General features: G+C 59.2%; 23 protein-coding genes. 9 read left to right on the top strand and 14 right to left on the bottom strand.

The features are described 5' to 3' along the window. Position 1: 1 nt before the first annotated feature. On the bottom strand, positions 2 to 328 hold the full coding sequence (gene nirD, locus REA38_RS20430; RefSeq protein WP_019456155.1) for a nitrite reductase small subunit NirD: 327 nt from the start codon (positions 326 to 328) through the stop codon (positions 2 to 4). Next, the gene (nirB, locus tag REA38_RS20435; RefSeq protein WP_033636292.1) at positions 325 to 2,874 is read right to left on the bottom strand and encodes a nitrite reductase large subunit NirB; all 2,550 of its coding nucleotides are present in this window, start codon (positions 2,872 to 2,874) and stop codon (positions 325 to 327) included. The genes nirD and nirB overlap by 4 nt, the downstream gene beginning before the upstream one ends. A gap of 303 nt (positions 2,875 to 3,177) precedes the next feature. On the opposite strand from nirB, the gene REA38_RS20440 reads away from it, so the two are divergent. Further along, a complete protein-coding gene (locus REA38_RS20440; protein ID WP_033649318.1) occupies positions 3,178 to 4,446 on the top strand; it encodes a cytosine deaminase in 1,269 nt (422 codons plus the stop codon). Between the two features lie 346 nt (positions 4,447 to 4,792). Further along, positions 4,793 to 6,361, top strand: coding sequence for a phosphodiester glycosidase family protein (locus REA38_RS20445; protein WP_308886535.1), 1,569 nt, complete (start codon positions 4,793 to 4,795; stop codon positions 6,359 to 6,361). 47 nt (positions 6,362 to 6,408) lie between these two features. Here the strand turns inward: REA38_RS20445 and REA38_RS20450 are convergent, their stop codons facing one another. From REA38_RS20450 to REA38_RS20470, 5 genes are all read right to left on the bottom strand, one after another. Then, on the bottom strand, positions 6,409 to 7,431 hold the full coding sequence (locus REA38_RS20450) for a YdcF family protein (RefSeq protein ID WP_051917647.1): 1,023 nt from the start codon (positions 7,429 to 7,431) through the stop codon (positions 6,409 to 6,411). 339 nt (positions 7,432 to 7,770) lie between these two features. Beyond that, complete coding sequence (gene tsgA / locus REA38_RS20455; protein ID WP_033636290.1) at positions 7,771 to 8,955, bottom strand: MFS transporter TsgA; 1,185 nt, start codon at positions 8,953 to 8,955, stop codon at positions 7,771 to 7,773. Positions 8,956 to 9,145: 190 nt separating this feature from the next. After that, positions 9,146 to 10,126 (bottom strand): LacI family DNA-binding transcriptional regulator, encoded by a 981-nt coding sequence (locus REA38_RS20460; protein ID WP_039569200.1) that lies wholly within the window; start codon positions 10,124 to 10,126, stop codon positions 9,146 to 9,148. Positions 10,127 to 10,199: 73 nt separating this feature from the next. Continuing rightward, positions 10,200 to 11,507, bottom strand: a complete 1,308-nt coding sequence (locus REA38_RS20465; protein WP_308886537.1) for a 6-phospho-beta-glucosidase — start codon at positions 11,505 to 11,507, stop codon at positions 10,200 to 10,202. Next, positions 11,504 to 11,842 (bottom strand): PTS lactose/cellobiose transporter subunit IIA, encoded by a 339-nt coding sequence (locus REA38_RS20470; RefSeq protein ID WP_033638609.1) that lies wholly within the window; start codon positions 11,840 to 11,842, stop codon positions 11,504 to 11,506. Before REA38_RS20470 ends, REA38_RS20465 begins: the two co-directional genes overlap by 4 nt. 353 nt (positions 11,843 to 12,195) lie before the next feature. Between REA38_RS20470 and ppiA the strand changes: the two genes are divergently transcribed. From ppiA to btsR, 3 genes are all read left to right on the top strand, one after another. Then, positions 12,196 to 12,765: a peptidylprolyl isomerase A gene (gene ppiA / locus REA38_RS20475; protein WP_033636286.1), complete on the top strand. Its 570-nt coding sequence runs from the start codon at positions 12,196 to 12,198 to the stop codon at positions 12,763 to 12,765. Positions 12,766 to 12,921: 156 nt separating this feature from the next. Further along, a complete protein-coding gene (locus tag REA38_RS20480; RefSeq protein WP_033636285.1) occupies positions 12,922 to 14,607 on the top strand; it encodes a sensor histidine kinase in 1,686 nt (561 codons plus the stop codon). Beyond that, positions 14,607 to 15,332: a two-component system response regulator BtsR gene (gene btsR, locus REA38_RS20485; RefSeq protein ID WP_060446125.1), complete on the top strand. Its 726-nt coding sequence runs from the start codon at positions 14,607 to 14,609 to the stop codon at positions 15,330 to 15,332. Before REA38_RS20480 ends, btsR begins: the two co-directional genes overlap by 1 nt. On the opposite strand, the gene REA38_RS20490 is transcribed toward btsR, so the two are convergent. Together REA38_RS20490 and REA38_RS20495 are read right to left on the bottom strand one after the other, a co-directional pair. Beyond that, positions 15,333 to 15,611: a type II toxin-antitoxin system RelE/ParE family toxin gene (locus tag REA38_RS20490; protein WP_060427174.1), complete on the bottom strand. Its 279-nt coding sequence runs from the start codon at positions 15,609 to 15,611 to the stop codon at positions 15,333 to 15,335. Between the two features lie 17 nt (positions 15,612 to 15,628). Then, entirely contained in the window at positions 15,629 to 15,898 is a 270-nt protein-coding gene (locus REA38_RS20495; RefSeq protein ID WP_308886539.1) for a hypothetical protein, read from the bottom strand. Between the two features lie 210 nt (positions 15,899 to 16,108). On the opposite strand from REA38_RS20495, the gene REA38_RS20500 reads away from it, so the two are divergent. The 3 genes from REA38_RS20500 to REA38_RS20510 all read left to right on the top strand — a co-directional run bounded on the left by REA38_RS20500 (position 16,109) and on the right by REA38_RS20510 (position 19,632). Continuing rightward, on the top strand, positions 16,109 to 17,635 hold the full coding sequence (locus REA38_RS20500; RefSeq protein WP_033654863.1) for a helicase HerA-like domain-containing protein: 1,527 nt from the start codon (positions 16,109 to 16,111) through the stop codon (positions 17,633 to 17,635). A 72-nt stretch (positions 17,636 to 17,707) separates the two neighbouring features. After that, positions 17,708 to 18,283, top strand: a complete 576-nt coding sequence (locus REA38_RS20505; protein ID WP_033654864.1) for an aminodeoxychorismate synthase component II — start codon at positions 17,708 to 17,710, stop codon at positions 18,281 to 18,283. 131 nt (positions 18,284 to 18,414) lie between these two features. Then, complete coding sequence (locus tag REA38_RS20510) at positions 18,415 to 19,632, top strand: aspartate aminotransferase family protein (protein WP_308886541.1); 1,218 nt, start codon at positions 18,415 to 18,417, stop codon at positions 19,630 to 19,632. A gap of 40 nt (positions 19,633 to 19,672) precedes the next feature. Here REA38_RS20510 and REA38_RS20515 read toward each other — a convergent pair whose 3' ends face one another. Then, positions 19,673 to 21,751: a YccS/YhfK family putative transporter gene (locus REA38_RS20515; RefSeq protein WP_308886542.1), complete on the bottom strand. Its 2,079-nt coding sequence runs from the start codon at positions 21,749 to 21,751 to the stop codon at positions 19,673 to 19,675. A 50-nt stretch (positions 21,752 to 21,801) separates the two neighbouring features. Next, positions 21,802 to 22,434, bottom strand: coding sequence for a cAMP-activated global transcriptional regulator CRP (crp, locus tag REA38_RS20520; protein ID WP_004090925.1), 633 nt, complete (start codon positions 22,432 to 22,434; stop codon positions 21,802 to 21,804). Between the two features lie 382 nt (positions 22,435 to 22,816). On the opposite strand from crp, the gene REA38_RS20525 reads away from it, so the two are divergent. Then, positions 22,817 to 23,224, top strand: a complete 408-nt coding sequence (locus tag REA38_RS20525; RefSeq protein WP_004930372.1) for an OsmC family protein — start codon at positions 22,817 to 22,819, stop codon at positions 23,222 to 23,224. A gap of 38 nt (positions 23,225 to 23,262) precedes the next feature. Here the strand turns inward: REA38_RS20525 and REA38_RS20530 are convergent, their stop codons facing one another. The 3 genes from REA38_RS20530 to REA38_RS20540 form a co-directional block, all read right to left on the bottom strand. After that, positions 23,263 to 24,132 (bottom strand): phosphoribulokinase, encoded by an 870-nt coding sequence (locus REA38_RS20530; protein ID WP_004930374.1) that lies wholly within the window; start codon positions 24,130 to 24,132, stop codon positions 23,263 to 23,265. Between the two features lie 151 nt (positions 24,133 to 24,283). Further along, positions 24,284 to 24,517 (bottom strand): YheU family protein, encoded by a 234-nt coding sequence (locus tag REA38_RS20535; RefSeq protein ID WP_004930376.1) that lies wholly within the window; start codon positions 24,515 to 24,517, stop codon positions 24,284 to 24,286. Continuing rightward, on the bottom strand, positions 24,514 to 25,494 hold the full coding sequence (locus REA38_RS20540) for a hydrolase (RefSeq protein WP_161765172.1): 981 nt from the start codon (positions 25,492 to 25,494) through the stop codon (positions 24,514 to 24,516). Before REA38_RS20540 ends, REA38_RS20535 begins: the two co-directional genes overlap by 4 nt. Between the last annotated feature and the right edge of the window lie 49 nt (positions 25,495 to 25,543).

The raw sequence follows: 25,543 nt of genomic DNA on the forward strand, positions 1-25,543 counted from the left end.
GTTATGCCGCGACTTGCACGATGCCGTCGACCACCCGGCTGGCGAAGCTGGCGACGGAACGGCTGTCGTCTTCCAGACAGTGGCCGTCGTACAGGCGGAAATGCTGTTTCTTCAGCGGGCTGGCGACCCACAGCTCGCCCTGATGCTCGGCGATCAGGCCGCGCGACAGCACGCTGGCCTGGGCGAACGGGTCGATATTGCTGATGGCGAACACCTGCTCGTCGGCATAGGGGCGGAACACCGCCACCTGCCGATCGCCGATCAGGGCGCACACGCCGGTGCCGGGCAGAATGTCGGCGACGGGACAAACGGTAATCCACTGGCTCATGCGTGGCTCTCCTCGGTATCGATCAGGGTGACGGGAATGCGCTCGTCAGGGCGCGCCGGGCGGTGCTGGTCGCGTTCGGCCACCACCTGCACGTTCGGATCGCGCAGCGGGCTGTTGACGAAGTGGGCGAAGCGCAGCTGCGTTTCCGGGTGCTCGACGGTCTCTTTCCACTCGCAGATCACCGCATCGCGCAGGCGGGCGATCTCCGCTTCCAGCTGGTCGTTGATGCCGAGCTTGTCGTCGATGATCACCTTGCGCAGGTAATCGATGCCGCCTTCCAGGCTCTCCAGCCACACCGAGGTGCGCTGCAGCTTATCGGCGGTGCGGATATAGAACATCATGAAGCGGTCGAGGTAGCGCACCAGGGTCTCGCGATCGAGGTCGGCGGCCAGCAGATCGGCGTGGCGCGGTTTCATGCCGCCGTTGCCGCAGACGTACAGGTTCCAGCCGTTCTCGGTGGCGATGATGCCGACGTCCTTGCCCTGCGCTTCGGCGCATTCACGGGTGCAGCCCGAGACGCCGAACTTCATTTTGTGCGGGGTGCGGATGCCTTTGTAGCGATGCTCCAGCGTGACGCCGAAGCCGACGCTGTCGCCGACGCCGTAGCGGCACCAGGTGCTGCCGACGCAGGTTTTCGCCATGCGCAGCGCCTTGGCATACGCGTGGCCGGTTTCAAAGCCGGCGGCGAGCAGCTTGCGCCAGATGGCCGGCAGATCGTCTTTCTGCGCGCCGAACATGCCGATGCGCTGCGAACCGGTCATTTTGGTGTAGAGGTTATACTCCTTGGCGATCTGGCCGATGGCCAGCAGGCCGTCCGGGGTGATTTCGCCGCCGGCGGAGCGCGGGATCACCGAGTAGGTGCCGTCTTTCTGGATATTGCCGAGGAAGTTGTCGTTGGTATCCTGCAGCGGCGTATGCTGCGGCTTGAGGATGTATTCGTTCCAGCAAGAAGCCAGCAGCGAGCCGACGGTCGGCTTACAGACTTCGCAGCCGTAGCCTTTGCCGTATTTGGCCAGCAGCGCCTCGAACGACTTGATGCCTTCGACGCGGATCAGGTGGAACAGCTCCTGGCGCGAGTAGGCGAAGTGTTCGCACAGGTGATGGTTGACCTCGATGCCTTGCTTGCTCAGCTCGGCGTTCAACACCTGGGTGAGCAGCGGGATGCAGCCGCCGCAGCCGGTGCCGGCCTTGGTTTCGGCCTTCAGCGCCGCCACGGTGTGGCAGCCTTTGTTGACCGCCTGGATGATGTCGCCTTTGCTGACGTCGAAGCAGGAGCAGATCTGCGCGCTTTCCGGCAGCGAATCCACGCCGATGGCCGGTTTGCTGCCCGCATGGGCCGGCAGGATCAGGCCGTCCGGGTTTTCCGGCAGCTCGATGCCGTTCAACGCCAGCTGCAGCAGGTTGCCGTAGTCGCTGGTGTCGCCCACCAGCACCGCGCCGAGCAGGGTTTTGTTGTCGGCGCTGACCACGATGCGTTTGTAGACTTCTTTGCTTTCATCCAGATAAACGTAGCTGCGGGCGCCCTCGGTGCGGCCGTGAGCATCGCCGATGCCGCCGACGTCCACGCCCAGCAGCTTCAGCTTGGCGCTCATGTCGGCGCCCTGGAAGCCGTTTTCGCGGCCCAGCAGGTGATCGACGGCCACCTGCGCCATTTTGTAACCCGGCGCCACCAGGCCGAAGGTGCGATCGCGCCAGGCGGCGCACTCACCGATGGCGTAGACGTCCGGATCCGACGTCTGGCAGCTGTCGTTGATGGCGATGCCGCCGCGGCGGCCAATCTCCAGCCCGCACTGGCGCGCCAGCTTGTCCTGGGCGCGGATGCCGGTGGAGAACACGATGAAATCCACTTCCAGCAGGCTGCCGTCGGCGAAATGCATGGTTTTGCGCGCGGTGCCGCCGCCGTTGACGATCTCCTGGGTATTTTTGCCGGTGTGTACCTTGACGCCCATGCGCTCGATCTTGCGGCGCAGCTGGTCACCGCCCATCGGGTCGAGCTGTTCGGCCATCAGCATCGGGGCGAACTCGATCACGTGCGTTTCCACCCCCAGGCTTTTCAGCGCGCCGGCGGCTTCCAGCCCCAACAGCCCGCCGCCGACCACCGCACCGCGTTTGCTGCGGCGCGCGCAGGCTTCGATGGCGTTCAGGTCTTCGATGGTGCGGTAAACGAAGCAGTCTTGGCTATCCGAACCTTTAATCGGCGGGATCCACGGATAGGAACCGGTGGCCATGATCAGCTTGTCGTAATAGACGGTGCGGCCGGTGTTGGAGTGGATGACCTTCTCGTCGCGATTGATGGTGATGGCGCGCTCGCCGACCAGCACCTTCACGCCGTGTTTTTCGTAAAAGCCTTCGCGCACCAGCGACAGCTCTTCGGCGGTGTGGTGCGAGAAGTAGGAAGAGAGGTGCACGCGATCGTAAGCGATGCGCGGCTCTTCGCAAAATACGGTGATTTCGAACTGGTCTTTGTCTGCTTTATCCAACAGATCTTCGATGAACCGGTGGCCGACCATGCCATTGCCGACGACGGCAAGTTTGACTCTGCTCATTATTGCCTCAAAATTCTGGTTTCCTAGGCTTACCTTATCTCTCCCGATGGGCAATTTATTGATGCAAATCAATCACACCCTCATATACCTCTAACGTGGTATATGGATGATTTTTCACGTTTTTTGATAAGTTGCGGATTTTATTCACCTTTAGCTGAAGCGAGTCAGTTTGCATGCAAACTACCCCGCAGGGAGTAAACACAGGGGGTAGGCAGGCAACGGTGACTTTGTCAGCGCGATCCGCTGCCAGTATGATGAAGAAAACCAGCGCAACGGCAGAGGTGAAGGGTGGCGAAACGTCCATTGAAGTTTATCGATAACCTGCGTTTAAGCGGGCATGAAGGATTGTGGCAATTGGCGATTGAGCAGGGGCGCATCGCGCATCTGGTGCCGCAGCCGGAAGGGCAGGAGTGGCGCAGCGACGTGTTGGATGCGCAGGGCGGGCTGGCGCTGCCGGCGTTCGTCGAACCGCATATTCACCTGGATACCACGCAAACCGCCGGTCAGCCGGCCTGGAACCAGTCCGGCACGCTGTTCGAGGGCATTGAGCGCTGGGCCGAACGCAAAGCGTTGCTGACCCATGAAGACGTCAAACAGCGCGCCTGGCAAACGCTCAAGTGGCAGATCGCCAACGGCGTGCAGTATGTGCGCACCCACGTCGACGTTTCCGATCCCACGCTGACCGCGCTGCGCGCCATGCTGGAGGTGAAACAGGAGGTGGCGCCCTGGGTGACGCTGCAGATCGTCGCCTTCCCGCAGGAGGGGATCCTTTCCTACCCCAACGGCGAAGCGCTGCTTGAAGAGGCGCTGCGGCTGGGGGCCGACGTGGTGGGCGCCATTCCGCATTTCGAATTTACCCGCGAGTACGGCGTGGAATCGCTGCATAAGGCGTTTGCGCTGGCGCAAAAATACGATCGGCTGGTGGATGTGCACTGCGATGAGATCGACGACGAACAATCGCGCTTCGTCGAGACCGTGGCGGCGCTGGCGCTGAAGCTGGAGATGGGGGCGAAAGTCACCGCCAGCCACACCACGGCGATGCACTCTTACAACGGCGCTTACGCCTCGCGGCTGTTCCGCCTGCTGAAAATGTCCGGCATCAACTTCGTCGCCAATCCGCTGGTGAACATTCACCTGCAGGGCCGTTTCGACAGCTACCCGAAACGGCGCGGCGTGACGCGGGTGAAGGAGATGCTGGAGGCGCAGATCAACGTCTGCTTCGGCCACGACGACGTGTTCGATCCCTGGTATCCGCTCGGCACCGCCAACATGCTGCAGGTGCTGCATATGGGGCTGCACGTGTGCCAGCTGATGGGCTATGGCCAGATCGACGACGGGCTGAAGCTGATCACCAGCCACAGCGCGCGCACCCTTAACCTGAGCGACTACGGCCTGGCGGCCGGCAACAGCGCCAACCTGGTGATCCTGCCGGCGGAAAGCGGCTTCGACGCGGTGCGCCGCCAGACGCCGGTGCGCTACTCGATTCGCCAGGGGGCGGTGATCGCCGAAACGCGGCCGGCGGAAACCACGCTGCATCTGCAGCAGGATGAAACGGTGGATTTTCGGCGTTAGCCAGTTCTTTTGCCCGCGACAATAATGGTGAACATTGTATGTTGTGGGCCGTTCTCTCACGATAATTCCGGCAACGCGGTGTACATTATTGATCGGTCGATTAAGAACTCTCTTTATAATTTGAATATCTAACAATCATTCATTGAAATAATTCAATACGCATTGTTCTTTATCACGAAATGCCACGCTTCGGCTATTTATAATCTATATCCCCACCTTGTTGGATAATAGAGTGTTGATATTGATCTTAATCAATGATTTTTATTGTTTTACTTTAATTTGTGGATATTTATAAGGTTTTAATCTAGTTGTTTGTGATTGATTGTTAACTTTATTGGTGTCTGATATGCAAGGTTTAATGTTATCTTTCCGCCGAATAGCATTGTTTGGTTTTCTGGTTTATGGCGGGGCATGCTATGCGGCGTTGACCGGTGAAGGTAGCGTTACGGATCCGACCAATGAATTTGATGATATAAATATTCAGGATCCCAATTGCGATGAACGTGCCACGGAGAAGTATTCGGCTAACAGAGATAGGTATGCCATGTTCACGATGTGCGAAAAGTATGTCGATGGGAAGATGGTTTTAATTTTATGGGTGAACAAGTATCAGAATTATAGTTCGGGCTTTTGGTATGACTGGGAAGATCCTTATAAACTGAGCATGCTGGTCGGGATAAAACATGATGAAACAGGGAGAGAAAGTCAGCAGCTCTTTCAGTTATATGGATTTGGCAGAGATAAGCGCTTCGTCAAGGTGATACCAACACCAAGGTCTGGGAGATATACGTTTACGCTCAACGCGACCGTACATGCTGATAAAATAGGCAGCGCTAATGATATCTATGTTCGTTTAAGTAAGGAAGTAAACATCGACCCTGATGGTGCTGAAACCTTAATGAAGCTAAATGATGAAATAGAGAAGCATAAAGATGAACCGTTTGCTTATATTTTTGATAAAGACCATCAAATTCCCATGCGCTCAAACGTTGATAGATATTATGCCAATAATCAAAATGGTGTGTTGTTGGTGATTCCTGATGTGAGAAAACGAGTGCCGTCATTGCTTCTGGATATGAAAAAAAGGACGTCGTTGCGTTGTGAGATGAATAACAATGCGGTAACGGATGACGGGAGGCGGCAATCATCTGAAATTTATTATCCGGTTGGCGCATGGGGGCGGTTAGCTTTCCCTGACATTGTGCTAAACGTTAATTATTTTGATATCAGGGCGCAAAGAAACGGTACTACCTGGCTGAGTAATGCCTGTGCAACGCCGCTTGGTATGTATTATGACAATATTAGCGGTGGTTCAACACAGCCTGAGCAAGAAACCAGTGATTATTTCCCTGGGCTGCGCCATTTTGTTGATGAGCATAATAAAGCCGCGCCGGTTGACACATTTTTTTGGGAAATGAATCAACCTGGAGTTCCGTTGCATATTGTAATAAATACCGATCGTTTCAGCACAGAGGCTACGAATTACGCTAATAAGCTAACTAATATGAGAGGCCAATTTGTGGCCTTTTCCGGTACCTCGTTGATTCCACGGCGTGATGATGGTCCGGAAGGGCAGCCGGATAATGGGCCAGCCCAAACGACCCGGATTGCCCTGGGTTACCATAACAAGCAGGATCGTCTTTATATTTTTCACGGCGGTGCTTACCGTGACGGCATTGACCGTGGGGATCTGACCGCGTTGTTCCGGGCATTGGAGGCCAAGGTAGCGATAGAACTGGACGGCGGCGGCTCCGCCGCCTTAGTGATTAAGGACGGCGCGGCGAAATGGGGGGGCGGCGAGTTACCCAAGAGCAGTTGTTCTAACTCTGGCGCCTGGTGTTCGCCGATAAAACAACCTGACGGCAATGCCCGCCCTGTACCTTCCTGGTTGGGAATTGAGCTGAGCCAGCCCTGAGCAGTGAATCGAATCCCGGATGGCGCCGCCCATCCGGGAGCACGCTATCAGTTTAGCGAGAATTCAGGTGCGGCAGAAATCATATACAATCCATAGGCGCGCAGCGCATCACGATAGATACCCAGTTTGCGTTTCCCTTCGAATTTCATTTCTTCTTCGGAGGCGTCAGGGGCTGCGACGGTAGTGATATCATAATGTTCCCCTTTGGCCAGAGCGAGGGATTGTAAAATGACATGGCATCTGCGCACATGGGTTGCGGAACTGACGATGACAATGTTATTTCGTTTTTCTTGTTTGATGATGTAACGCGAATAAATAAAATTTTCTACGGTATCTGTCGCGTAGTTTTCGGCAATTATCCGGTTTTCATCTATGCCTTGGTGAATCAGCCATTGCTTCATTTCGATGCCTTCGCTTTTATCATGTTTCGGCACGCCGCCTGTTACGACAATTTTAGCCTCAGGCAGCATTTTAGCCATGGCTAAGGTTTTTTCCAGCCGGTCGATCAAGATGCTATCCATGGTACCATCTTCTTTTAATGCATAACCCAAGGTGATAATTAGTGCTGGGTTGTTTTTGTTATAGCCGGCGGGAAGTTTTTCCGCTATTGGCATGGCTAATTGCTCGTTGATATTACCGATTATTGTCGCCACATCTTTTGCTCGTTGCTCACTGATTTTCTTTAGGGCTGACATTTCATTGGTAAATGGTTGCCCCAGATAGTGTTTGTACATCACCAGATAGGTCAGCGCATCAATATCACCACCGGTTTGGGTATTTATTCTGGCATAGACGTCTAGTGCCTTATGAATATCTCCTTGCAGTATGTAGGTATTTCCCAGGCTAAATAGGACATCCAAGCGTTGTGGCGCACTCTGGTGAGCCGAGGATAATGCATTTTCCAGTTTTTCCAGGTTATAAATCTCATAGGCGTTTTTCGCACTTAAGAGGAATTGATGTGTTGTGTTACGCGCATTAATGGCCGACGCTGTTGTGAATGACGTATTTTTACCATAGACGGGGGCGTTGCTTATCAACATTAAGAATAAGGCATAAACTATCTTTTTCATTTATGATATTCCTTTATATATATTTGATGGTGATGCTTGAGCGCTGAGTGAGTGAAAATGATAAGTGAACAGCCGCCGGTAGGGCTGCGCTGTTTCTCATTAATCGGAGTTTTCAAATATAAGGAGTGTTGGCATTTTATACAATGCCCATTTAATTATGTTCCGTCACAGCGCGGATTGGAAATGAAACTCGGTTATGCCACCGGCCCAGGGCGCGTTGGCCCAGCTTATGGAAAAGAGGAGAGAATAAAAAATGCCGGCCAGGTAGAAGCGGCCGGCATTTATCTAAGGAGAGGGGCATTATCAGTCAACGACGATGAATTCAGCCCTGTGTGCGGATCAGTGCGTCACGTGGCCGTGGCTGCGGTGCTTGGTCACGAAGCCCAGCAGCAGGCACATCACGAACACCGCCAAATACAGGCCGTTGGCGGTGGTCAGCGCCGCGTGCGCGCCGCCTTTCGCCACGATCGGGCCGGTAACCACGAAGGTCAACATGGTGCCGATGGTGCCGCAGGTCAGGATAAAGTTGACCAGCTTCGGCGAGGAGACCTTGGTCTGCAGCGAGCCGAGGGTGATCAGCGTGGTGTAGATGGCGCTGGAAACGAAGCCCAGGGCCATGATGTAGTAGCCCAGGTGCTCCGGGTTGTCGGTGCTGACGAACAGGTACATCGCGCCGGTAGCCAGTGCGGCCAGCACGGTCACGATGCGCTGCAGATCGAAGAAGCGCAGGATGAAGCTGAACACCCACATGCCGACCATGTAAGAGGTCCAGAAGTCGCTCACCAGCTTACCGGCCTGGCCGATGTCCATGTTGAACGACTTGGTGGCGTACTCAGGCACCCACTGAATGAAGCCCAGCTGGCCGAGGATGTAGCACAGCGCGGCGATCGACAGGAACAGCACGCCGATGCCCCATTTTTCTTTCTCGACCGGCTGGCCGGCGTCGGCCCCTTTCTTGCCCAGCACCGGGAATTCGGAGCACAGGGTCAGCACGAAGATCCCCACGTACAGCAGGCCGATGCAGGCATAAACCCAGTACCAGCCGATATGGCGGGCCAGCAGCATCGCGGCGACGATCGGGAAGATCATTCCGGCCATGCTGAAGAAGGAGTCGGTGAACAACAGGCGCGAACCGCGCTGGCGGCCGGCATACATGTGGGTGATCAGGAAGGTGCCGATCGACATGGTGATACCGCTAACCACGCCGAGGATAAACATGCACAGCGAGAACATGGTCAGGCTCTTGCCGAGCATCAGCCCGGCGACCGCCAGCACCATCAGGACAAAGCCGAAGATCAGCTGACGCTTCAGCGGGATGATTTCCATCAGCCAGGCATTGAGGAAGATCGAAATCAAAATACCGGCGTTGAGGAAAGTAAAGGTGTTGCTCATGCTGGAAACCGGCAGGTTAAAGTACTCTGCAATGTTTCCCATCACCATCCCTGTGACGATCACTAAAGCACCGGTCAGCGCGTACGAAAAGAAGCTGATCCAGGTAAGCCGTATGCGGTTACTGTCATTCATTGTATAGGCCTGAATATGTCTGTTAGAGGTTTTAACGCTGGCATAAGGCCGCTGGCTTTTCCTGGCAAACGCAGAAAAAGTCCCGATCAGGCCACCAGGGGGCGGATCCTAGCACAGACAACGGGATTTTTTGTGATGGCTGTCGATTTTTTGATGTAACCCATGAAGGGCTGGTGTGCATTATTGTGATCTATTTGCGTACCGTCACAACGGAATCACGGTTGACGATCGTCGGCTCAAACCGGTGCGCCGGGGTGGCGGGGTCGATCAACCTGCGCGCCGCGTATTGGGCCATCTCGCTGATGGGAAAATGTACGCTGCTCAACGCCGGGCGCACGAAAGGCGCGCGTTCGCCGCTGTCGTAGCAGATCAAGGAGATATCCTGCGGCACCCGCAGGCGGTGTTCGTTGATCGCCAGCAGCGCGCCGATCGCCATCTCTTCGTTGCAGCAGTAGATGGCGCTGGGCCGCGCGGCTTGCCGCAGCAGCCGATCGGCGCAGCGGTAACCGCTTTCCAGATCGTAGACGCCCTCCAGGCAGGCCACCGGCTCGATATTCGCCGCCTGCATCGCCTCTTCAAACCCCTGCAGCCGCAGGCGGCTCGACGGGCGTTCACGCGGGCCGCTGATACAGGCGATGCGCCGGTGCCCGGCATCGAGCAGCTGCTGCGTCGCCATGCGGCTGGCGAGCGGGTGATCGAAGGTGACGCAGCGGTCTTCCAGCCCCGGCACCAGACGATCGAGCAACACAAAATCACGTTGCTCCGCCGCCAATTGGCGCAGCCGATCGTCGCTGAGAAAACGCACGTGCAGGATCACGCCGTCGCAGCGCAGGCTAAATAGCCGCTGCACCGCCTGCCATTCGTTTTCGGCGCTGTTGCGGCCCTGGGTCACCAGCAGCTGTTTGCCGTGGGATTCGGCCTCGGTCTGCACGAAGTCCATCAGCGCGCCGAAAAAGCCGCCGCGGTACGAGGTGGTGACCAGCCCAAGGGTATTGCTGTGGCTGGAGGCGAGCGCGCGGGCCGCCGGGTTGGGGGTGTAACCGAGCTGGGCAACGGCGCGTTCAACCTTCTCGCGGGTCGGCGCCTTGACGTTGCTGTCGCCGTTCACCACGCGCGATACGGTGGCGCGCGAAACGCCCGCCAGCGCTGCGACATCTTCCAGTGTCACCATCGTCCCACTCCTGAATTACGGCTAAAAAAATGGGTTCGGCGCGCCGAACCCCTGTCTGGCTGCGTATAGCCGCTTACCTGAACTGCGGCAAATACGGCGCGTTTATCGTCAACACCTCTTCCAGCAGCGGCTGCGCCAGGTTGGCGTTGCCCACCAACGGGTTGGCGATCAACGCCAGCAACCCGCTGCGGCGATCGCCGTGCACCGCCGCCTCGATGGTCAGGCGTTCGTAGGCTTTCACCTGCTGCGTCAGGGCCTGCATCGGCTCCGGCAGCGGGCCGAAGGTCAGCGGGTGCGCGCCCTGAGCATCAACGATACAGTTGATTTCTATCACAGCATCGTCCGGCAGGCCATGGATTGCGCCGCGGTTTGCGGTGTTGACCACTAATTGCGTGCCGAGATTATTATGGATAGCACGAATCAGCTCCAGCGCAACTTCGGAATAGAAAGAACCGCCGCGGAAGCTGAGCTGCTCCGGTTTCGTGTTCAGCTGCGGATCGGCATACAGCTCGAACAGCTCTTTCTCCACCTGCATCACCTGCTCGGCGCGGGTGCCGCGCTCGCCGGCGGTGGCCATCTCTTCCGCCAGCATCTCGCGGGTCTGGTAAAAATAGCGGTGGTAGGGGCAGGGGATGGCGCCGAGCGCGCGCAGGAAGTCCGGCTGCCAGGGCTCTTCCTTGATGTTGTTCATGGTCAGCGCCGCGCCGTCGCACAGCATGTCGATCACCTTGGCGGTGACGTCGCGCCCCTGCTGCGTGACCTGATGCACCCAGACCATGTGGTTCAGGCCGGCGAAGCGCAGCTGCACGTCGGCGTAAGGCGCCTGCAGCATGTTGGCGATCATGTGATGCATGCTGATCGGCACGTTGCACAGGCCGATGATCTTCGCTTTGGTAAAGCGGGACACCGCCTCGGTGACGATGCCGGCCGGGTTGGTGAAGTTGATGATCCAGGCGTCCGGCGCCAGCGTTTCCACCCGGCGAGCGATGTCCAGCATCACCGGGATGGTGCGCAGCGCCTTGGCGAAGCCGCCGACGCCGGTGGTCTCCTGGCCGAGCAGCTGGTATTTCAGGCCCAGCCGTTCGTCGGCGGCGCGCGCCGGCAGTTGCCCGACGCGGAACTGGGTCAGCACGAAGGCGGCGCCGCGAATGGCGTCGTCCAGCGCGAAGTGCACGCTGACCTTCACCTGCTCCAGCCCGTGGCGCGCCAGCATGCGGCGGGTCAGGGCGGCGATGGTTTCCACTTTTTGCCGGCCCGGTTCGACGTCCACCAGCGCCAGCTCGGTGACCGGCAGCTCCTCGATGCGCTGGATCAGCCCATCGACCAGTTCGGGGGTGTAGCTGCTGCCGCCGCCGATCACGGCGATTTTAAGCATGCTCATGGGCGGCCCTCCGTCTGCGACTGACGGCGATAGAGCTCGATCATGTCGTCGGCCAGATCCTGGATCACCATGGCGTTCATCAGATGATCCTGCGCATGCACGGTGATCAGGTTGATCGCCAGTTTGCCGCAGCCTTCGTCCAGGCCGATCAGCTCGGTCTGGATCAGGTGTGCTTTCTTCACCCACTCTTTGGACTCAGCCATGTGCTTGGCCGCGGCGGCGAAGTCACCGGCGCGCGCTTGCCGCAGCGCCGTCAACGCATTGCTGCGCGCGCTGCCGGAGAACACCAGCAGTTCCATGATGGTGCTTTCAAACTCGGGGCTGACTTCAGTCATCAGTTCACTCACGTCATTTCTCCAGGGGTTGCGCGGCGACGCCGCCGTGGGATGCTTCAGTATCCGCTCTTTTTATAATGAGAGCGCTCTCATTTATATAGAGTAACGACAATGCGTGTGCAAACTGGGAGGCAGATCGCAAAAACCAACCTAGGGCGGCGCGGGGCAAAAAATGCGTGATGCGGTTGGCAAAAAAGCCTTCTGCGCCCATACTTTCCGCAGCAAAATTCAGGGCCGCCTAGGATATGTCCCGTAATTGGGTAAATATAGGTAAATGGCTGGTACTTGCCGATACAGCTCTTTAGAATCAAAGCGCTTTTCCGTTGTTTGTCTCTCAGAGAAAGGACCCGTTAATGTTCAAACGTACTTTAGTGACCTTCGTCGCGCTGTGTTCCCTCACAGCGATGGCGCCAGCCGCACTCGCCGCCGGTGAGACCCACGTCATGCTGACGACCTCGGCGGGGAATATCGAGTTGGCGCTCGACAGCCAGAAGGCACCGGTTTCCACCCAGAACTTCGTCGATTACGTGAACAGCGGGTACTACAACAACACCATTTTCCATCGCGTGATCCCTGGCTTTATGATCCAGGGCGGCGGTTTCACCGCTGACATGCAGCAAAAATCCACCAAGGCGCCGATCAAGAACGAAGCCGACAACGGCTTGCGCAACCTGCGCGGCACCATCTCGATGGCGCGCACCGCCGACAAGGACAGCGCCACCAGCCAGTTCTTCCTGAACGTGGCGGATAACGCCTTCCTGGATCACGGCCAGCGTGACTTCGGCTACGCGGTGTTCGGCAAAGTGGTGAAAGGCATGGACGTGGTGGACAAAATTGCCCAGGTGCCAACCGGCAACGTCGGCCCTTACCAGAATGTGCCGACCAAACCGGTGGTGATTCTGTCGGCCAAGGTGCTGCCGTAAGTTTTTTGGCCGATCCCGTTGGGGTCGGCCGCTCCTTCCTCCCGAAGCCTTGCCTTCATCACTGTTTTCTCCCGCGCCTCATGCTCTAATCGGCAGACAATAATCAGACCGGAAATCCGGCGTTCGCCCTTTGTTGTCTCTGGATGAGTTGCTGCCATGTATGAATTTAACCAGGTGCTGTTGCTGTTGCAGCAGATGTGCGTCTATCTCGTTATCGCCTATCTGTTGAGCAAAACCCCGCTGTTCATCCCGCTGATGCAGGTGACCATCCGCCTGCCGCACAAGCTGCTGTGCTACGTGATCTTCTCGGTGTTCTGCATCATGGGCACCTATTTCGGGCTGCACATTCAGGATTCGATCGCCAACACCCGCGCGATAGGCGCGGTCCTGGGCGGTCTGCTGGGCGGGCCGTCGGTGGGCTTTCTGGTCGGGCTGACCGGCGGCCTGCACCGGTATACGCTCGGCGGCATGACCGACGTGGCCTGCGCGATTTCCACGGTGTCGGAAGGCCTGGTCGGCGGCATCGTACACAGCATCGCCATGCGCCGCGGGCGCATCGAGCTGCTGTTCAATCCGCTGTTTGTCGGCGGCGTGGCGCTGGTGGCGGAAGTGCTGCAGATGGCGATCATCCTGGCGGTGGCGCGCCCCTACGACGAAGCGTTGCAGCTGGTGGAGCACATCGCGCTGCCGATGATGATCGCCAATACCGTCGGCGCGGCGATGTTCATGCAAATCCTGCTGGATCGGCGCGCGATGTTCGAAAAATACACCAGCGCCTTCTCTTCCAAGGCGCTGAAGATCGCCGAGCGCACCGAGGGCATCCTGCGGCAGGGCTTCGATCAGGAGAACAGCATGAAGGTCGCCCGGGTGATCTATCAGGAGCTGGGCATCGGCGCGGTGGCGATCACCGATCGCGACAAGCTGCTGGCGTTTATCGGCATCGGCGACGACCACCACCTGCCGGGCACGCCGATCGCCTCGGTGCATTCGCATCGCGCCATCGACAACAACGAGGTGGTGTACGCCGACGGTAATCAGCTCTCTTACTGCTGCTCGATCAATCCTGCCTGCAAGCTGGGATCGACGCTGGTGATCCCGCTGCGCGGCGAAAATCAGCGGGTGATCGGCACCATCAAGCTGTATGAGCCGAAAAGCCAGCTGTTCAGCACCATCAACCGTACGCTGGGCGAAGGCATCGCCAGCCTGCTGTCGGCGCAGATCATGGCCGGACAGTACGAGCGCCACAAGCAGCTGCTGGCGCAGTCGGAGATCAAGCTGCTGCATGCGCAGGTCAATCCGCATTTCCTGTTCAATGCCTTGAATACTCTGGTGGCGGTGATCCGCCGCGATGGCGAACGCGCCTGCGATCTGGTGCAGTCTCTCTCGACCTTCTTTCGTAAAAACCTCAAACGTTCCGATGACGAAGTCAGCCTGGCGGACGAGATTGAACACGTGAATGCCTACCTGCAGATCGAGAAAGCGCGCTTCGCCGATCGGCTGGAGATCGCGGTATCGCTGCCGGAGGCGCTGTTGGCGGTGCGGCTGCCGGCGTTCTCGCTGCAGCCGATCGTCGAGAACGCCATCAAGCATGGCACCTCGCATCTGCTGGGCGTGGGCCGCATCGAAATCGGCGCCTGCTGCGAAGGGGAGCATCTGCTGCTGCAGGTGACGGACAACGCCGGGCTGTTCCAGCCGAAGCCGAACTGCAGCGGGCTGGGGATGAACCTGGTGGATAAACGCATTCGCGTGCGCTACGGCGAAGGCTATGGCGTGCAGGTGGATTGCCGACCGGACGCCTACACCCGCATTACGCTCAATGTTCCCATGGAGAGGGCCGCCTGATGTTAAACGCACTGATTGTTGACGATGAACCTTCCGCCCGCGACAACCTGCGCCATCTGCTGGAGGCCGAAGCGGGGATCGCGATTATCGGCGAATGCGCCAACGCCATCGAAGCCATCAGCCAGATCCACCGGCTGCAGCCGGACGTGGTGTTTCTCGATATCCAGATGCCGCGCATCAGCGGGCTGGAAATGGTCGGCATGCTGGATCCCAACCGCATGCCGCACATCGTGTTTCTGACCGCCTACGACGAATATGCGGTGCAGGCATTCGAGGAGCACGCCTTCGACTATCTGCTGAAGCCGGCGGAGCCGAAGCGGCTGAGCAAGACGCTGCAACGCCTGCGGCAGCGCACTGCGCCGCAGGACGTGACGGCGCTGGAAGAAAGCGCCGGTTACCTGAAATACATTCCCTGCACCGGCCACAGCCGCATCTATCTGCTGCGCTTCGACGAAGTGCTGGCGATCCGTTCCAAGCTGAGCGGGGTCTTCGTGGTGCGCAGCGACGGCATGGAATGTTTCACCGAGCTGACGCTGCGCACGCTGGAAAGCCGCACGCCGCTGGTGCGCTGCCATCGGCAGTATCTGGTCAATCTGGAGCAGGTGCGCGAGATCCGCTTCGAAGAGGGAGGCGCAGCGGAGATGATCATGTCGGCCGGCGATCCGGTGCCGGTCAGCCGGCGCTATTTGAAAGCGCTGAAGGAGCAACTGGGGCTGCGGGGGTGACTATGCCGGCGGCCACCGACGGCGAGTATGCACGATGACCAATACGATGACGCGTTGAGCCGCCCATTCATAGGCCAGCAAATAGGACGGGGAGATGACCAGCTCGCGCGTACCGGCTATCCGCCCCGTTTTCCCGCTGGCGGGATGATGCACGAGGCGTGCCGCCGCGTCAGCGATTTTTGCATCATTTTCTGCGGCGGCGGCCGGATTTTTAAGTTCCAACCATTCATAAATCGCCAGACGATCGGCGATGGCGGGTTCCGTCCATGTCAGTTTCACAAAAGTCCTTTTGTGTTTTATTGCGTTGATTTGGCTCTGCGTTCGGCGAAATAAGCGGCCACCTCTTCATCGTCGGCGAATTTGCCTTCACGCAACGCCTTGCGGCTTACCTCGACCTTTTCCTTTAACCACTGGTTGTACTCTTCCTGTTGCGCCTGGCGGCTGACAAACTCGCTCATGAAATCACGCAGCAGTTGCGAAGCCGTGCGATCGGCGGCCTTTGCCGCGCTGGCGAAAGCGGTTTTTAACTCTTCATCCACGCGGATTACCACGGTAGATTCAGACATGGTATTTACCTCGTATATACAGCGTAATGCTCACTATAGCACTGGTGCTTTATTGTTCAAACAAAGGCGCTTTGACGCTAAGCGCAATCTGAATTCATCAGGCCCCGACGGCACCCATTTTGTTTGTCCTTGACGGGGTTACGCGGCGCTTATAGCTTTATTGCATCCACAGGCGCGTTTCGCGCCGCGTCAGCGTCAAAGGAACAGAAAATGAGTGAACCACGGATTATCGCCAAAGCGATGAAAGACGGAAAACCGGAGCAGGATCTGGTGATTTTGCCGGCGTTGGCCAACCGCCACGGGCTGATCACCGGGGCAACCGGCACCGGCAAGACGGTGACGCTGCAAAAAATGGCCGAACAGTTCTCGCGCATCGGCGTGCCGGTGTTCCTGGCGGACGTGAAGGGCGATCTGTCCGGCATCGGCGCCGAGGGCGTGCCTTCCGAGAAACTGCAGGCGCGCCTGGCGGCGATCGGCGTCAGCGACTGGCAGCCGCAGGCCTGCACCATTATCCCGTGGGATATTTACGGTGAAAAGGGGCACCCGATCCGCGCCACGATTTCCGATCTCGGGCCGCTGCTGCTGGGGCGCCTGTTGGATCTGAACGAGGTGCAAAGCGGCGTGCTGCAGCTGGTGTTCAAGATCGCCGATGACAACGCGCTGCTGTTGCTGGACATGAAGGATCTGCGCACCATGATGCAGTTCGTCGGCGACAACGCCAAACAATTCCAGACCCAGTACGGCAATATCTCTGCCGCGTCGATCGGCGCCATTCAGCGCGGGTTGCTGACGCTGGAAGAGCAGGGCGCCGACCAGTTCTTCGGCGAGCCGATGCTCGACATCAACGATCTGATGAAAACCGACGCCAACGGCCACGGCGTGATCAACCTGCTGGCGGCGGACAAGCTGATCAATCAGCCGAAGCTGTATTCGGTGTTCCTGCTGTGGCTGCTGGCCGAGCTGTTCGAGCACCTGCCGGAAGTGGGCGACCCTGAACAGCCGAAGCTGGTGTTCTTCTTCGATGAGGCGCACCTGCTGTTCAACGACGCGCCAGCGGCGCTGCTGACCAAGATCGAACAGGTGGTGCGCCTGATCCGCTCCAAAGGCGTCGGCATTTACTTTGTCACCCAGAATCCGCTGGACATCCCGGACAGCGTGCTGGGCCAGCTGGGTAACCGCGTGCAGCATGCGCTGCGCGCCTTCACGCCGCGCGATCAGAAGGCGGTGAAGACGGCGGCGCAAACCCTGCGCGCCAATCCGGCCTTCGATGCCGAAACGGCGATCACCGAGCTGGGCGTGGGTGAAGCGCTGGTGTCATTCCTCGACGAGAAGGGCCGGCCGAACGTGGTGGAGCGGGCGATGGTGATCGCGCCGGAATCCAAAATGGGCATGCTCGGCGCGGAAGGGCTGAACAGTGCGATCAACAAGTCGCCGCTGTATGGCCGCTATGAGGATATGATTGACCGCGAGTCCGCCTACGAGAAACTGTCGTCGGGCGGTTTTGCCACCGTCGGCACCCCGCAGCAGGGGCAGCAACCGCAGGCGCAACAGCAACAACAGCAGGCGGGTGGCGGCCTGATGGACGGCTTGAACGAGCTGCTGTTCGGTTCCACCGGCCCGCGCGGCGGCAAGCGCGACGGCATTGTCCAGACCGCCGCCAAGAGCATGGCGCGCGATCTCGGCCGCCAGATCCTGCGCGGCGTGCTGGGCTCGATCACCGGCGGCCGTAAAAAGTAAGCGGAAATTATCGTCGGCAGCGGCGGGTTAAATCAGTACACTGTGGCGGCATTTTTCTCTGCCGGACCTAACATGCTGCTGCTGATCGATAACTACGACTCCTTTACCTATAACCTTTACCAGTACTTCTGCGAATTGGGCGCGGAGGTGCTGGTGAAGCGCAACGATGAGCTGCAGCTGGCCGATATCGAGCGGCTGGCGCCGCAGCATCTGGTGATTTCCCCTGGCCCCTGCACCCCGAACGAAGCGGGTATCTCGCTGGCCGCCATTCGTCATTTCGCCGGCAAGCTGCCGATCCTCGGCGTGTGCCTGGGGCACCAGGCGCTGGGGCAGGCGTTCGGCGCCGAGGTGGTGCGCGCCCGCGCGGTGATGCACGGCAAAACCTCGGCGATTCGTCATCTGGGCGTCGGCGTGTTTCGCGGCCTGAGCGATCCGCTGACCGTGACTCGCTACCACTCGCTGGTGCTGAAAGCCGATACGCTGCCGGACTGTTTTGAAGTGACCGCCTGGAGCGAACGCGACGGCGTGCGCGACGAGATCATGGGCATCCGCCACCGCACTTTGGCGCTGGAAGGCGTGCAGTTCCATCCGGAAAGCGTGCTCAGCGAGCAGGGCCATCAGCTGCTGGATAATTTCCTCCAGCGTTAATCCCGATGCGTTTTTTTCGCCCGCCAGGCGTTTTGCGTTTGCGCTCGATTGGTTTTTTATGCATATTTCGTGATTATGTTTTCAATCTAACATTACGATAGCGCTGAAAAACCTTCAGGGTGGAGCCGAAAATGACTGAAAAATCCGCAGTGAGCCGCAGCACCTTTGACCAGGTGATCCTGCCTGTTTATGCACCTGCCCAGTTTGTGCCGGTGCGCGGCCAAGGCAGCCGGGTCTGGGATCAACAGGGAAAAGAGTACATCGATTTTTCCGGCGGCATCGCGGTGACGGCGCTGGGGCACTGCCATCCGGCGCTGGTCGAGGCGCTCAAACGCCAGGGCGAAACCCTGTGGCATACCAGCAACGTCTTCACCAATGAACCGGCGCTGCGCCTGGCGAGCAAGCTGATCGACGCCACCTTCGCCGATCGGGTGTTCTTCGCCAACTCCGGCGCAGAGGCCAACGAGGCGGCGTTTAAACTGGCGCGTCATTACGCCATCACCCGCCACAGCCCCTACAAAACCAAAATCATCGCCTTCTATAACGCGTTCCACGGCCGCACGCTGTTCACCGTGTCGGTGGGCGGGCAGGCCAAATATTCCGACGGGTTCGGGCCGAAGCCGGCCGACATCGTGCACGTGCCGTTCAACGATTTGGCGGCGGTGAAGGCGGTGATGGACGACCACACCTGCGCGGTGGTGATGGAGCCGATTCAGGGCGAGGGCGGCATTACGCCGGTCGACGCCGGTTTCCTCAAAGGCGTGCGCGAGCTGTGCGACCAACATCAGGCGCTGCTGGTGTTCGACGAAGTGCAAAGCGGCATGGGGCGCAGCGGCAAACTGTTCGCCTATATGCATTATGGCGTGACGCCGGACATTCTCACCACCGCCAAGGCGCTGGGCGGCGGTTTCCCGGTCAGCGCCATGCTGACTACCGAAGAGATCGCGTCGGTGATGCAGGTGGGCACCCACGGCACCACCTACGGCGGCAACCCGCTGGCCTGCGCGGTGGTGGAGGCGGCGCTGGACGTGATCAATACGCCGGAGGTGCTGAGCGGCATCGAGCAGCGTCATGCGCTGTATGTGCAGGCTTTGCAGCATATCGGCGATAAATACGGTATTTTCACCGCGATTCGCGGCATGGGGTTGCTGATTGGCGCCGAGCTGACGCCGCATTATCACGGCAGAGCGCGCGACTTCCTCACCGCCGCCGCCGCGCGCGGCTTGATGATCCTCAACGCCGGGCCGAACGTGATCCGTTTCGCGCCGTCACTGGTGGTGGAGCTGCAGGATATCGAGGCCGGCATGGCGCTGTTCGAGCTGGCGGTGCAGGATGTGATCAACGCCTGACGCCCGCGCGGCATATAACGGGGCGCGGCATGCCGCGCCCTTATTGATCGCGCAGTTTGCGCTTGAGCCAGATACCGTGGTGCGGGCGCTGGCGCCAGGCCAGCGACGAAATGGTGTGCATCACGCTCAGGTGCGACAAAATGCGCCGCAGATGGCGCTCCATCTCGGTAACGGGCATCTCCGGATGCAGATCCGGCGGCTGCATGATGCCGCTGTTGCCGCTGCTCGGGCCGTCGTATTCCAACCGCTGCTGGCAGCTTTGCAGCGCGATTTCACAGGCCTGCAGATACGCTTCCGCCAGTTTCGGCGTCAGCATGTAGTGCTCGCGTGCCAGAATGGTCATGGCGTTCAGGTGCTCGACGATGAACTGGCTGTGAGTGACCCACAGCCGCATGTCCGCCAGATAGTCCGACGCGAACCCCGGCTCCTGCATCGCCTGATTGAGCGAGGTGAACAGCGCGTTGTGCGCCTGGTTGACCTGCATGCGGGTATAGGCCAACGCGGTGGCGTCCGGTTCCGGCTGTTCCAGCATCAACCGCAGCGCGGTTTGATCGTGCTCCAGCGCCTGATGGGCATTCTTGCGCAGCAGCCCGCTTTGCCACTGCGGCCACAGCCAAATGGTGCCGCCGAACGCCAGCACGCAGCCGATCAGCGTATCGATCAGGCGCGGCACCAGGAAATGCGAGCCGTTCAGCGCCAGCAGCTGCAGGGTGTAAACCGCCGTGACCGTAAAGCCAATCACCGACAGCCCGTAGTTCTTGCGCGAAACCAGGTAGGCCAGCAGCGTGATCACCAGCATGATGCTCAGCGTTTCGCCTTCCGGCAGCTGCAGCAGCAGCAGGCCGGCCGCCAGCAATAGCCCGGCAATCGTGCCCAGCGCACGGTGCTGAATACGCACCCGGGTGGCGTTATACCCGTTTTGGCTCACCAGCATGATGGTGAGCAGGATCCAGTAAGGCTTCGGCAGATTGAACACCGCACCCAGGCTGCTGCCGACCGCCAGCGTCACGCCCAGCCGCGCGGCGTTGCGCAGGGCGGTGGACTTGAACGACAGATAGCTGGCCAGCGCCGGCCAAAACGGCAGGCGGTGCTGGCCGGGCATCAGGTCGCGGCGGTATAGCGGATGCTGGGTGCGCAGCAGGCGGGCGATGCGGCTGAAGTGGTAATAACAAAACTGGCTGACCGGGTTATCGGGATGCTGCGCCGCCATTTTTTCCAGCGCCGCCAGCTCGTGGGCCATGGAGAAGCGCTTCGAATGTTGATGATAGAGAATATCGTGCGCCACTACGCGCAGCCGGCCGGCGATCACCTGAGCGTTGCGGCGAATGATCGCTTCGGCCTGGCTCTGCTCCACCAGTTTTTGCACCTCCTCCGGCAGATGCAGGCTGACGGTGATGTGCTCCTGCAGGTCCATCGCCACCTGAAAGGCGCGCTGCAGGCGCTTTTGCTCGAGGTTGTTGGCGTGCGGCAGGAAATTAAGCTGTTGGTACAACCGGCTGATCAGGTCCATCACCTTTTGCTGGCGCACCAGCAGCGGCGGCAGCGCGGTTTGCGGATCGGTGTGCTGGGTCAGCAGCGAGTATTTGGCTTCGAAATAGTCCGCCAGTTCCAGGTAGAGCTGGCTCAGGGTCTCGCGCATCGGCTGCTCTTTCCACAGCTTAAACCAGAACCAGGTGAATAAGCCGTACCAGACGGTGCCGATGGCGTATAGCAGCGGCGCCTGCCAGAGAGGCACCGTGCCGGCCGTGCTGAGGGCGAAGATGGCGGCCACCAGCGCCGCCGGCAACAGCCGGGCGTGCAGCGGGCTGATTTCACCGGTGACGCCGAGCAGCAGCGCCAGGCCCAGCATCAGCGCCGGCAGCGGCACGTGCCACAGCAGTGCCTGTTGCAGCAGCACGCTGCTGAAGGCGAACAGCGAGCCGCCAACCACCAGCCGTTTAAAGAAGCGCTTATGCGGCGTGTCCAGACCGGCGATATTGCAGCAGGCGGGCACCAGAGAGAACATCAGGCCGAGCTGCAGCTGGCCTATCAGCAGGCCGAACAGCACCGGCAGGCACAACACCAGCGTTTGTCGCAGTGCGTAGTTGATTTCCGGGTGGTAGATCAGGCGGCGCCACATGGCAGAGAGCAGATAAAAAAACGGCGCAGATTGCGCCGTTTCTTCTGGGATTAACGGGTGCCGTAGACGACAATGGTTTTGCCGTGGGCGGAAATCAGGTTTTGATCTTCCAGCATTTTCAGAATACGGCCAACGGTTTCGCGCGAGCAGCCGACGATCTGGCCGATCTCCTGGCGGGTGATCTTGATCTGCATGCCGTCCGGGTGAGTCATGGCGTCGGGTTGCTTCGCCAGATTCAGCAGGGTTTGCGCGATGCGGCCGGTAACGTCCAGGAAGGCGAGGTTGCCCACTTTTTCGGAGGTGACCTGCAGGCGGCTCGCCATTTGGGCGGACAGACGCATCAGGATGTCTGGGTTCACCTGGATCAGCTGGCGGAATTTCTTGTAGGAAATTTCGGCCACTTCACAGGCGGTTTTCGCGCGAACCCAGGCGCTGCGCTCCTGGCCTTCTTCGAACAATCCGAGCTCGCCGATGAAATCCCCCTGGTTGAGGTAGGACAGGATCATCTCTTTACCTTCTTCATCCTTGATCAGCACCGCGACGGAGCCTTTCACGATGTAGTAAAGCGTTTCGGCCTTTTCACCTTGGTGAATCAGCGTACTCTTCGATGGATATTTGTGGATATGGCAATGAGACAGGAACCATTCGAGAGTAGGGTCTGTTTGCGGTTTGCCGAGAACCATTCGCTGTTATCCTCTGTTGTTATCGCTGCCTTGTGTCACAGGGGTCAGAGTTCCCTGTAAAACCCGCCTGTAGCCGCAGTCATGAGCGAGGGCTACCGGCAAGTTTTGAGGCGTGTCATAAAAATACGCTGTCGCTCTAGCATATTAACTTGCCGTAAGCGCTGCAAGCTACATTCTGTTAACATACCGGTAAAGGAGCCTTTCTCTGGGCGTTTCCCTGAAATTCAGTGTCCCGGAAAGATTTATTGCGGCTCTGTTTGTAGCACAGAGTAAGGCGGGTGTCTCGTGTTGTCTCGCTTCAGCATGATTAGCATCAGGTTACGTTGCCTGTTTCTATGCGAAAGCGTACTCTGATTTTAAGAAATCAACCGGAGTGACCAGAATGCAGGCAAGAGTTAAATGGGTGGAAGGGTTAACGTTTTTGGGTGAATCGGCCTCCGGCCACCAGGTGCTGATGGACGGCAACGCCGGCGATAAAGCACCCAGCCCGATGGAGATGGTGCTGATGTCGGTGGGCGGCTGCAGCGCGATCGACGTGGTGTCCATCCTGCAAAAAGGGCGCAACGACGTGCGCGACTGCGAGGTGAAGCTGACCTCCGAGCGCCGCGAAGAAGCTCCGCGGTTGTTCACCCATATCAACCTGCATTTCATCGTTACCGGCCAGGACCTGACCGACAAGATCGTCGAGCGTGCGGTGAACCTGTCGGCGGAGAAATATTGCTCGGTGGCGCTGATGCTCAACAAGGCCGCCACGGTGACCCACAGCTTCGAGATCCGCCAACCGGCGTAATCGAGGCGGAGCGCGGCCCGGCGCCGCGCTCAACGCGTTTATTCGATCTTCTTGCCTTCCAGCAACCGCTGCACCAGCGGCGCCATGATCAGTTCCATCGCCAGCCCCATCTTGCCGCCCGGCACCACTAACGTATTGATGTGCGAGATAAACGAGCCCTGCAGCATCGCCAGCAAATAGGGGAAGTCAATTTGATCCAGCCCGCGGAAGTGGATCACCACGAAGCTTTCGTCCAGTGAGGGAATCGCCTTGGCGGCGAACGGGTTGGAGGTGTCCACCGTCGGCACGCGCTGGAAGTTGATGTGGGTGCGCGAGAACTGCGGCGTGATGTAGTTGATGTAGTCTTCCATCGAACGCACTACCGAATCCATTACCGCTTCGCGGGAGTGGCCGCGCTCGCCGGTATCGCGGATCAGTTTCTGGATCCACTCCAGGTTGACGATCGGCACCACGCCGACCAGCAGGTCGACGTGCTTGGCCACGTCATGGTGCTCGGTGACCACGCCGCCGTGCAGCCCCTCGTAAAACAGCACGTCGGTCGGCGCCGGCAGCGGTTCCCACGGGGTGAAGGTGCCCGGCACCTGATTGTAGGGCACCGCTTCGTCGTAGGTGTGCAGATACTTGCGCGAGCGCCCGGTGCCGTTCTTGCCGTAGTCGATGAAGCTCTGCTGCAGCAGGCCGAAGTCGTTGGCCTCGGGGCCGAAATAGCTGATGTGTCTGCCCAGATCGCGCGCCTTGCGGATCGCCGCGTCCATTTCCGGCCGGGTGTAGCGGTGGAAGCTGTCGCCCTCCAGCTCGGCGGCGCGGATGTTGAGCTGTTGGAATATTTTGCGGAACGCCACGCTGGTGGTGGTGGTGCCGGCGCCGCTGGAACCGGTCACCGCGATAACGGGATGTTTGGCAGACATGGTGGTTGTCACTCCGTGTTGAATGCGCCGGCGTCAGGGGATTATTGTGGCTCTTGTTGACGCTCTCTATCTCGGGAAAAAATGGCGCGCGCTGGTTTGCAATGCCCCATTGTTACCTGATTTTTTCCGTCAGTCATAGAACCGAGCGCCACTAAATTTCTTCCTGCCCGGCGCGGAACTGGCCGCGCGGCATGATGTTGACGCTCTCGTGCAGTTCCGACCACACCAGCACCACTTCGCCGTTTTTCAGCTGGCGGCGCACGTCCTCCACCTTCTGTTCCAGCGAGCGTTCGTGCTCGCCGTAATCGGTGCCTTCGCGCAGTACAAAAGATTCGATCAGGCTGTTGAGGGTGTCGGTTGCCAGTTCTTGCCAGGGAATGATCACGTCGGGATGTCCAGATAAGGGGAAAGCCAGGCCGGAATGCGATGCTCCAGCCACATGTATGGTTTTTTCAGCGTGCCGCCGACGAAGCCGACGTGGCCGCCGAACTCGGTCAGCTGATATTCGATATTGCGCGGCAGGCCGGCGACGTCGGGGATCACCTCAGGGGTCATGAAGGGATCGTCCTTCGCATGGATGATCAGCAGCGGCGTTTGGACAGCCGGCAACAGCGGCAGGGCGCTGCAGCGGCGATAATAGTCGGTGGCGTCACTGAAGCCGTGAATGCGCGAGGTGATGGCGTCGTCGAATTCGCGGATGCGCCGCAGACCGTTGAGTTGGGACAGCTTGAGCGGCAGGGTGTCCGGGTAGTGCAACAGCTTGCGGGTGGCGTTTTGTTTCAGCTGCCCCAGCAGGTAGCGCTGATAAACGCGGGAAAAGCCTTGCTCCATGCGGTAGGCGCAGGGCTCCAGCATCAGCGGCGCCGAGACCACCACCGCCGCCTGCAGCAGGCTGTCGGCGCCGTGCTGCGCCAGATAGCAGGCCAGCATGTTGCCGCCGAGTGAAACGCCGACCGCCGCGGTCGGCACCTCGCCGTAGCGGTCGCGCAGCCAGCGCAGGAAGAAGCGCGCGTCTTCGGTTTCACCGGAGTGGTAGATGCGCTGCTTGCGATTGGGCACGCCGCTGCAGCCGCGAAAGTGCATCACCACGCCGAGCCAGCCGCGCTCGCGCCAGGCGTTGAGCAGGCCATGCGCGTAGGGGCTGTAGAAGCTGCCCTCCAGGCCGTGGAACAGCACCGCACGCGGTTTGTCGCGCGCCTGCGCCGGATCCTCGCTCCAGGCGAGATCGACGAAATCGCCGTCGGGCAATTCCAGCCGCTGCCAATGCGGTTTCAATAATACGCGGCGGCGCACCAACCGCGGCAACAGCGTTTGCAGGTGCGGGTTACTGGCCCCGGTCAGAGGGCGAAAGGTGTTAGGCATAGGCTGAGTAAAATGTTGTGGGCGGCTATTGTGAGATCCCTAGCGCACT

Origin of the sequence: Serratia sp. MF1(2023) (assembly GCF_030954545.1) — a bacterium.
Taxonomy (GTDB): Bacteria; Pseudomonadota; Gammaproteobacteria; order Enterobacterales; family Enterobacteriaceae; genus Serratia; species Serratia sarumanii.

Coding starts and splice junctions, on each gene's coding strand:
- REA38_RS20515 (WP_308886542.1), bottom strand. CDS start 21,751: ATGTGGCGCCGCCTGATCTACCACCCGGAAATCAACTACGCACTGCGA.
- crp (WP_004090925.1), bottom strand. CDS start 22,434: ATGGTTCTCGGCAAACCGCAAACAGACCCTACTCTCGAATGGTTCCTG.
- REA38_RS20470 (WP_033638609.1), bottom strand. CDS start 11,842: ATGACTGAAGTCAGCCCCGAGTTTGAAAGCACCATCATGGAACTGCTG.
- REA38_RS20465 (WP_308886537.1), bottom strand. CDS start 11,507: ATGAGCATGCTTAAAATCGCCGTGATCGGCGGCGGCAGCAGCTACACC.
- btsR (WP_060446125.1), top strand. CDS start 14,607: ATGTTAAACGCACTGATTGTTGACGATGAACCTTCCGCCCGCGACAAC.
- REA38_RS20505 (WP_033654864.1), top strand. CDS start 17,708: ATGCTGCTGCTGATCGATAACTACGACTCCTTTACCTATAACCTTTAC.
- REA38_RS20460 (WP_039569200.1), bottom strand. CDS start 10,126: ATGGTGACACTGGAAGATGTCGCAGCGCTGGCGGGCGTTTCGCGCGCC.
- REA38_RS20525 (WP_004930372.1), top strand. CDS start 22,817: ATGCAGGCAAGAGTTAAATGGGTGGAAGGGTTAACGTTTTTGGGTGAA.
- tsgA (WP_033636290.1), bottom strand. CDS start 8,955: ATGAATGACAGTAACCGCATACGGCTTACCTGGATCAGCTTCTTTTCG.
- REA38_RS20480 (WP_033636285.1), top strand. CDS start 12,922: ATGTATGAATTTAACCAGGTGCTGTTGCTGTTGCAGCAGATGTGCGTC.
- REA38_RS20445 (WP_308886535.1), top strand. CDS start 4,793: ATGCAAGGTTTAATGTTATCTTTCCGCCGAATAGCATTGTTTGGTTTT.
- nirB (WP_033636292.1), bottom strand. CDS start 2,874: ATGAGCAGAGTCAAACTTGCCGTCGTCGGCAATGGCATGGTCGGCCAC.
- REA38_RS20540 (WP_161765172.1), bottom strand. CDS start 25,494: ATGCCTAACACCTTTCGCCCTCTGACCGGGGCCAGTAACCCGCACCTG.
- REA38_RS20500 (WP_033654863.1), top strand. CDS start 16,109: ATGAGTGAACCACGGATTATCGCCAAAGCGATGAAAGACGGAAAACCG.
- REA38_RS20450 (WP_051917647.1), bottom strand. CDS start 7,431: ATGAAAAAGATAGTTTATGCCTTATTCTTAATGTTGATAAGCAACGCC.
- REA38_RS20495 (WP_308886539.1), bottom strand. CDS start 15,898: ATGTCTGAATCTACCGTGGTAATCCGCGTGGATGAAGAGTTAAAAACC.
- nirD (WP_019456155.1), bottom strand. CDS start 328: ATGAGCCAGTGGATTACCGTTTGTCCCGTCGCCGACATTCTGCCCGGC.
- REA38_RS20510 (WP_308886541.1), top strand. CDS start 18,415: ATGACTGAAAAATCCGCAGTGAGCCGCAGCACCTTTGACCAGGTGATC.
- REA38_RS20530 (WP_004930374.1), bottom strand. CDS start 24,132: ATGTCTGCCAAACATCCCGTTATCGCGGTGACCGGTTCCAGCGGCGCC.
- ppiA (WP_033636286.1), top strand. CDS start 12,196: ATGTTCAAACGTACTTTAGTGACCTTCGTCGCGCTGTGTTCCCTCACA.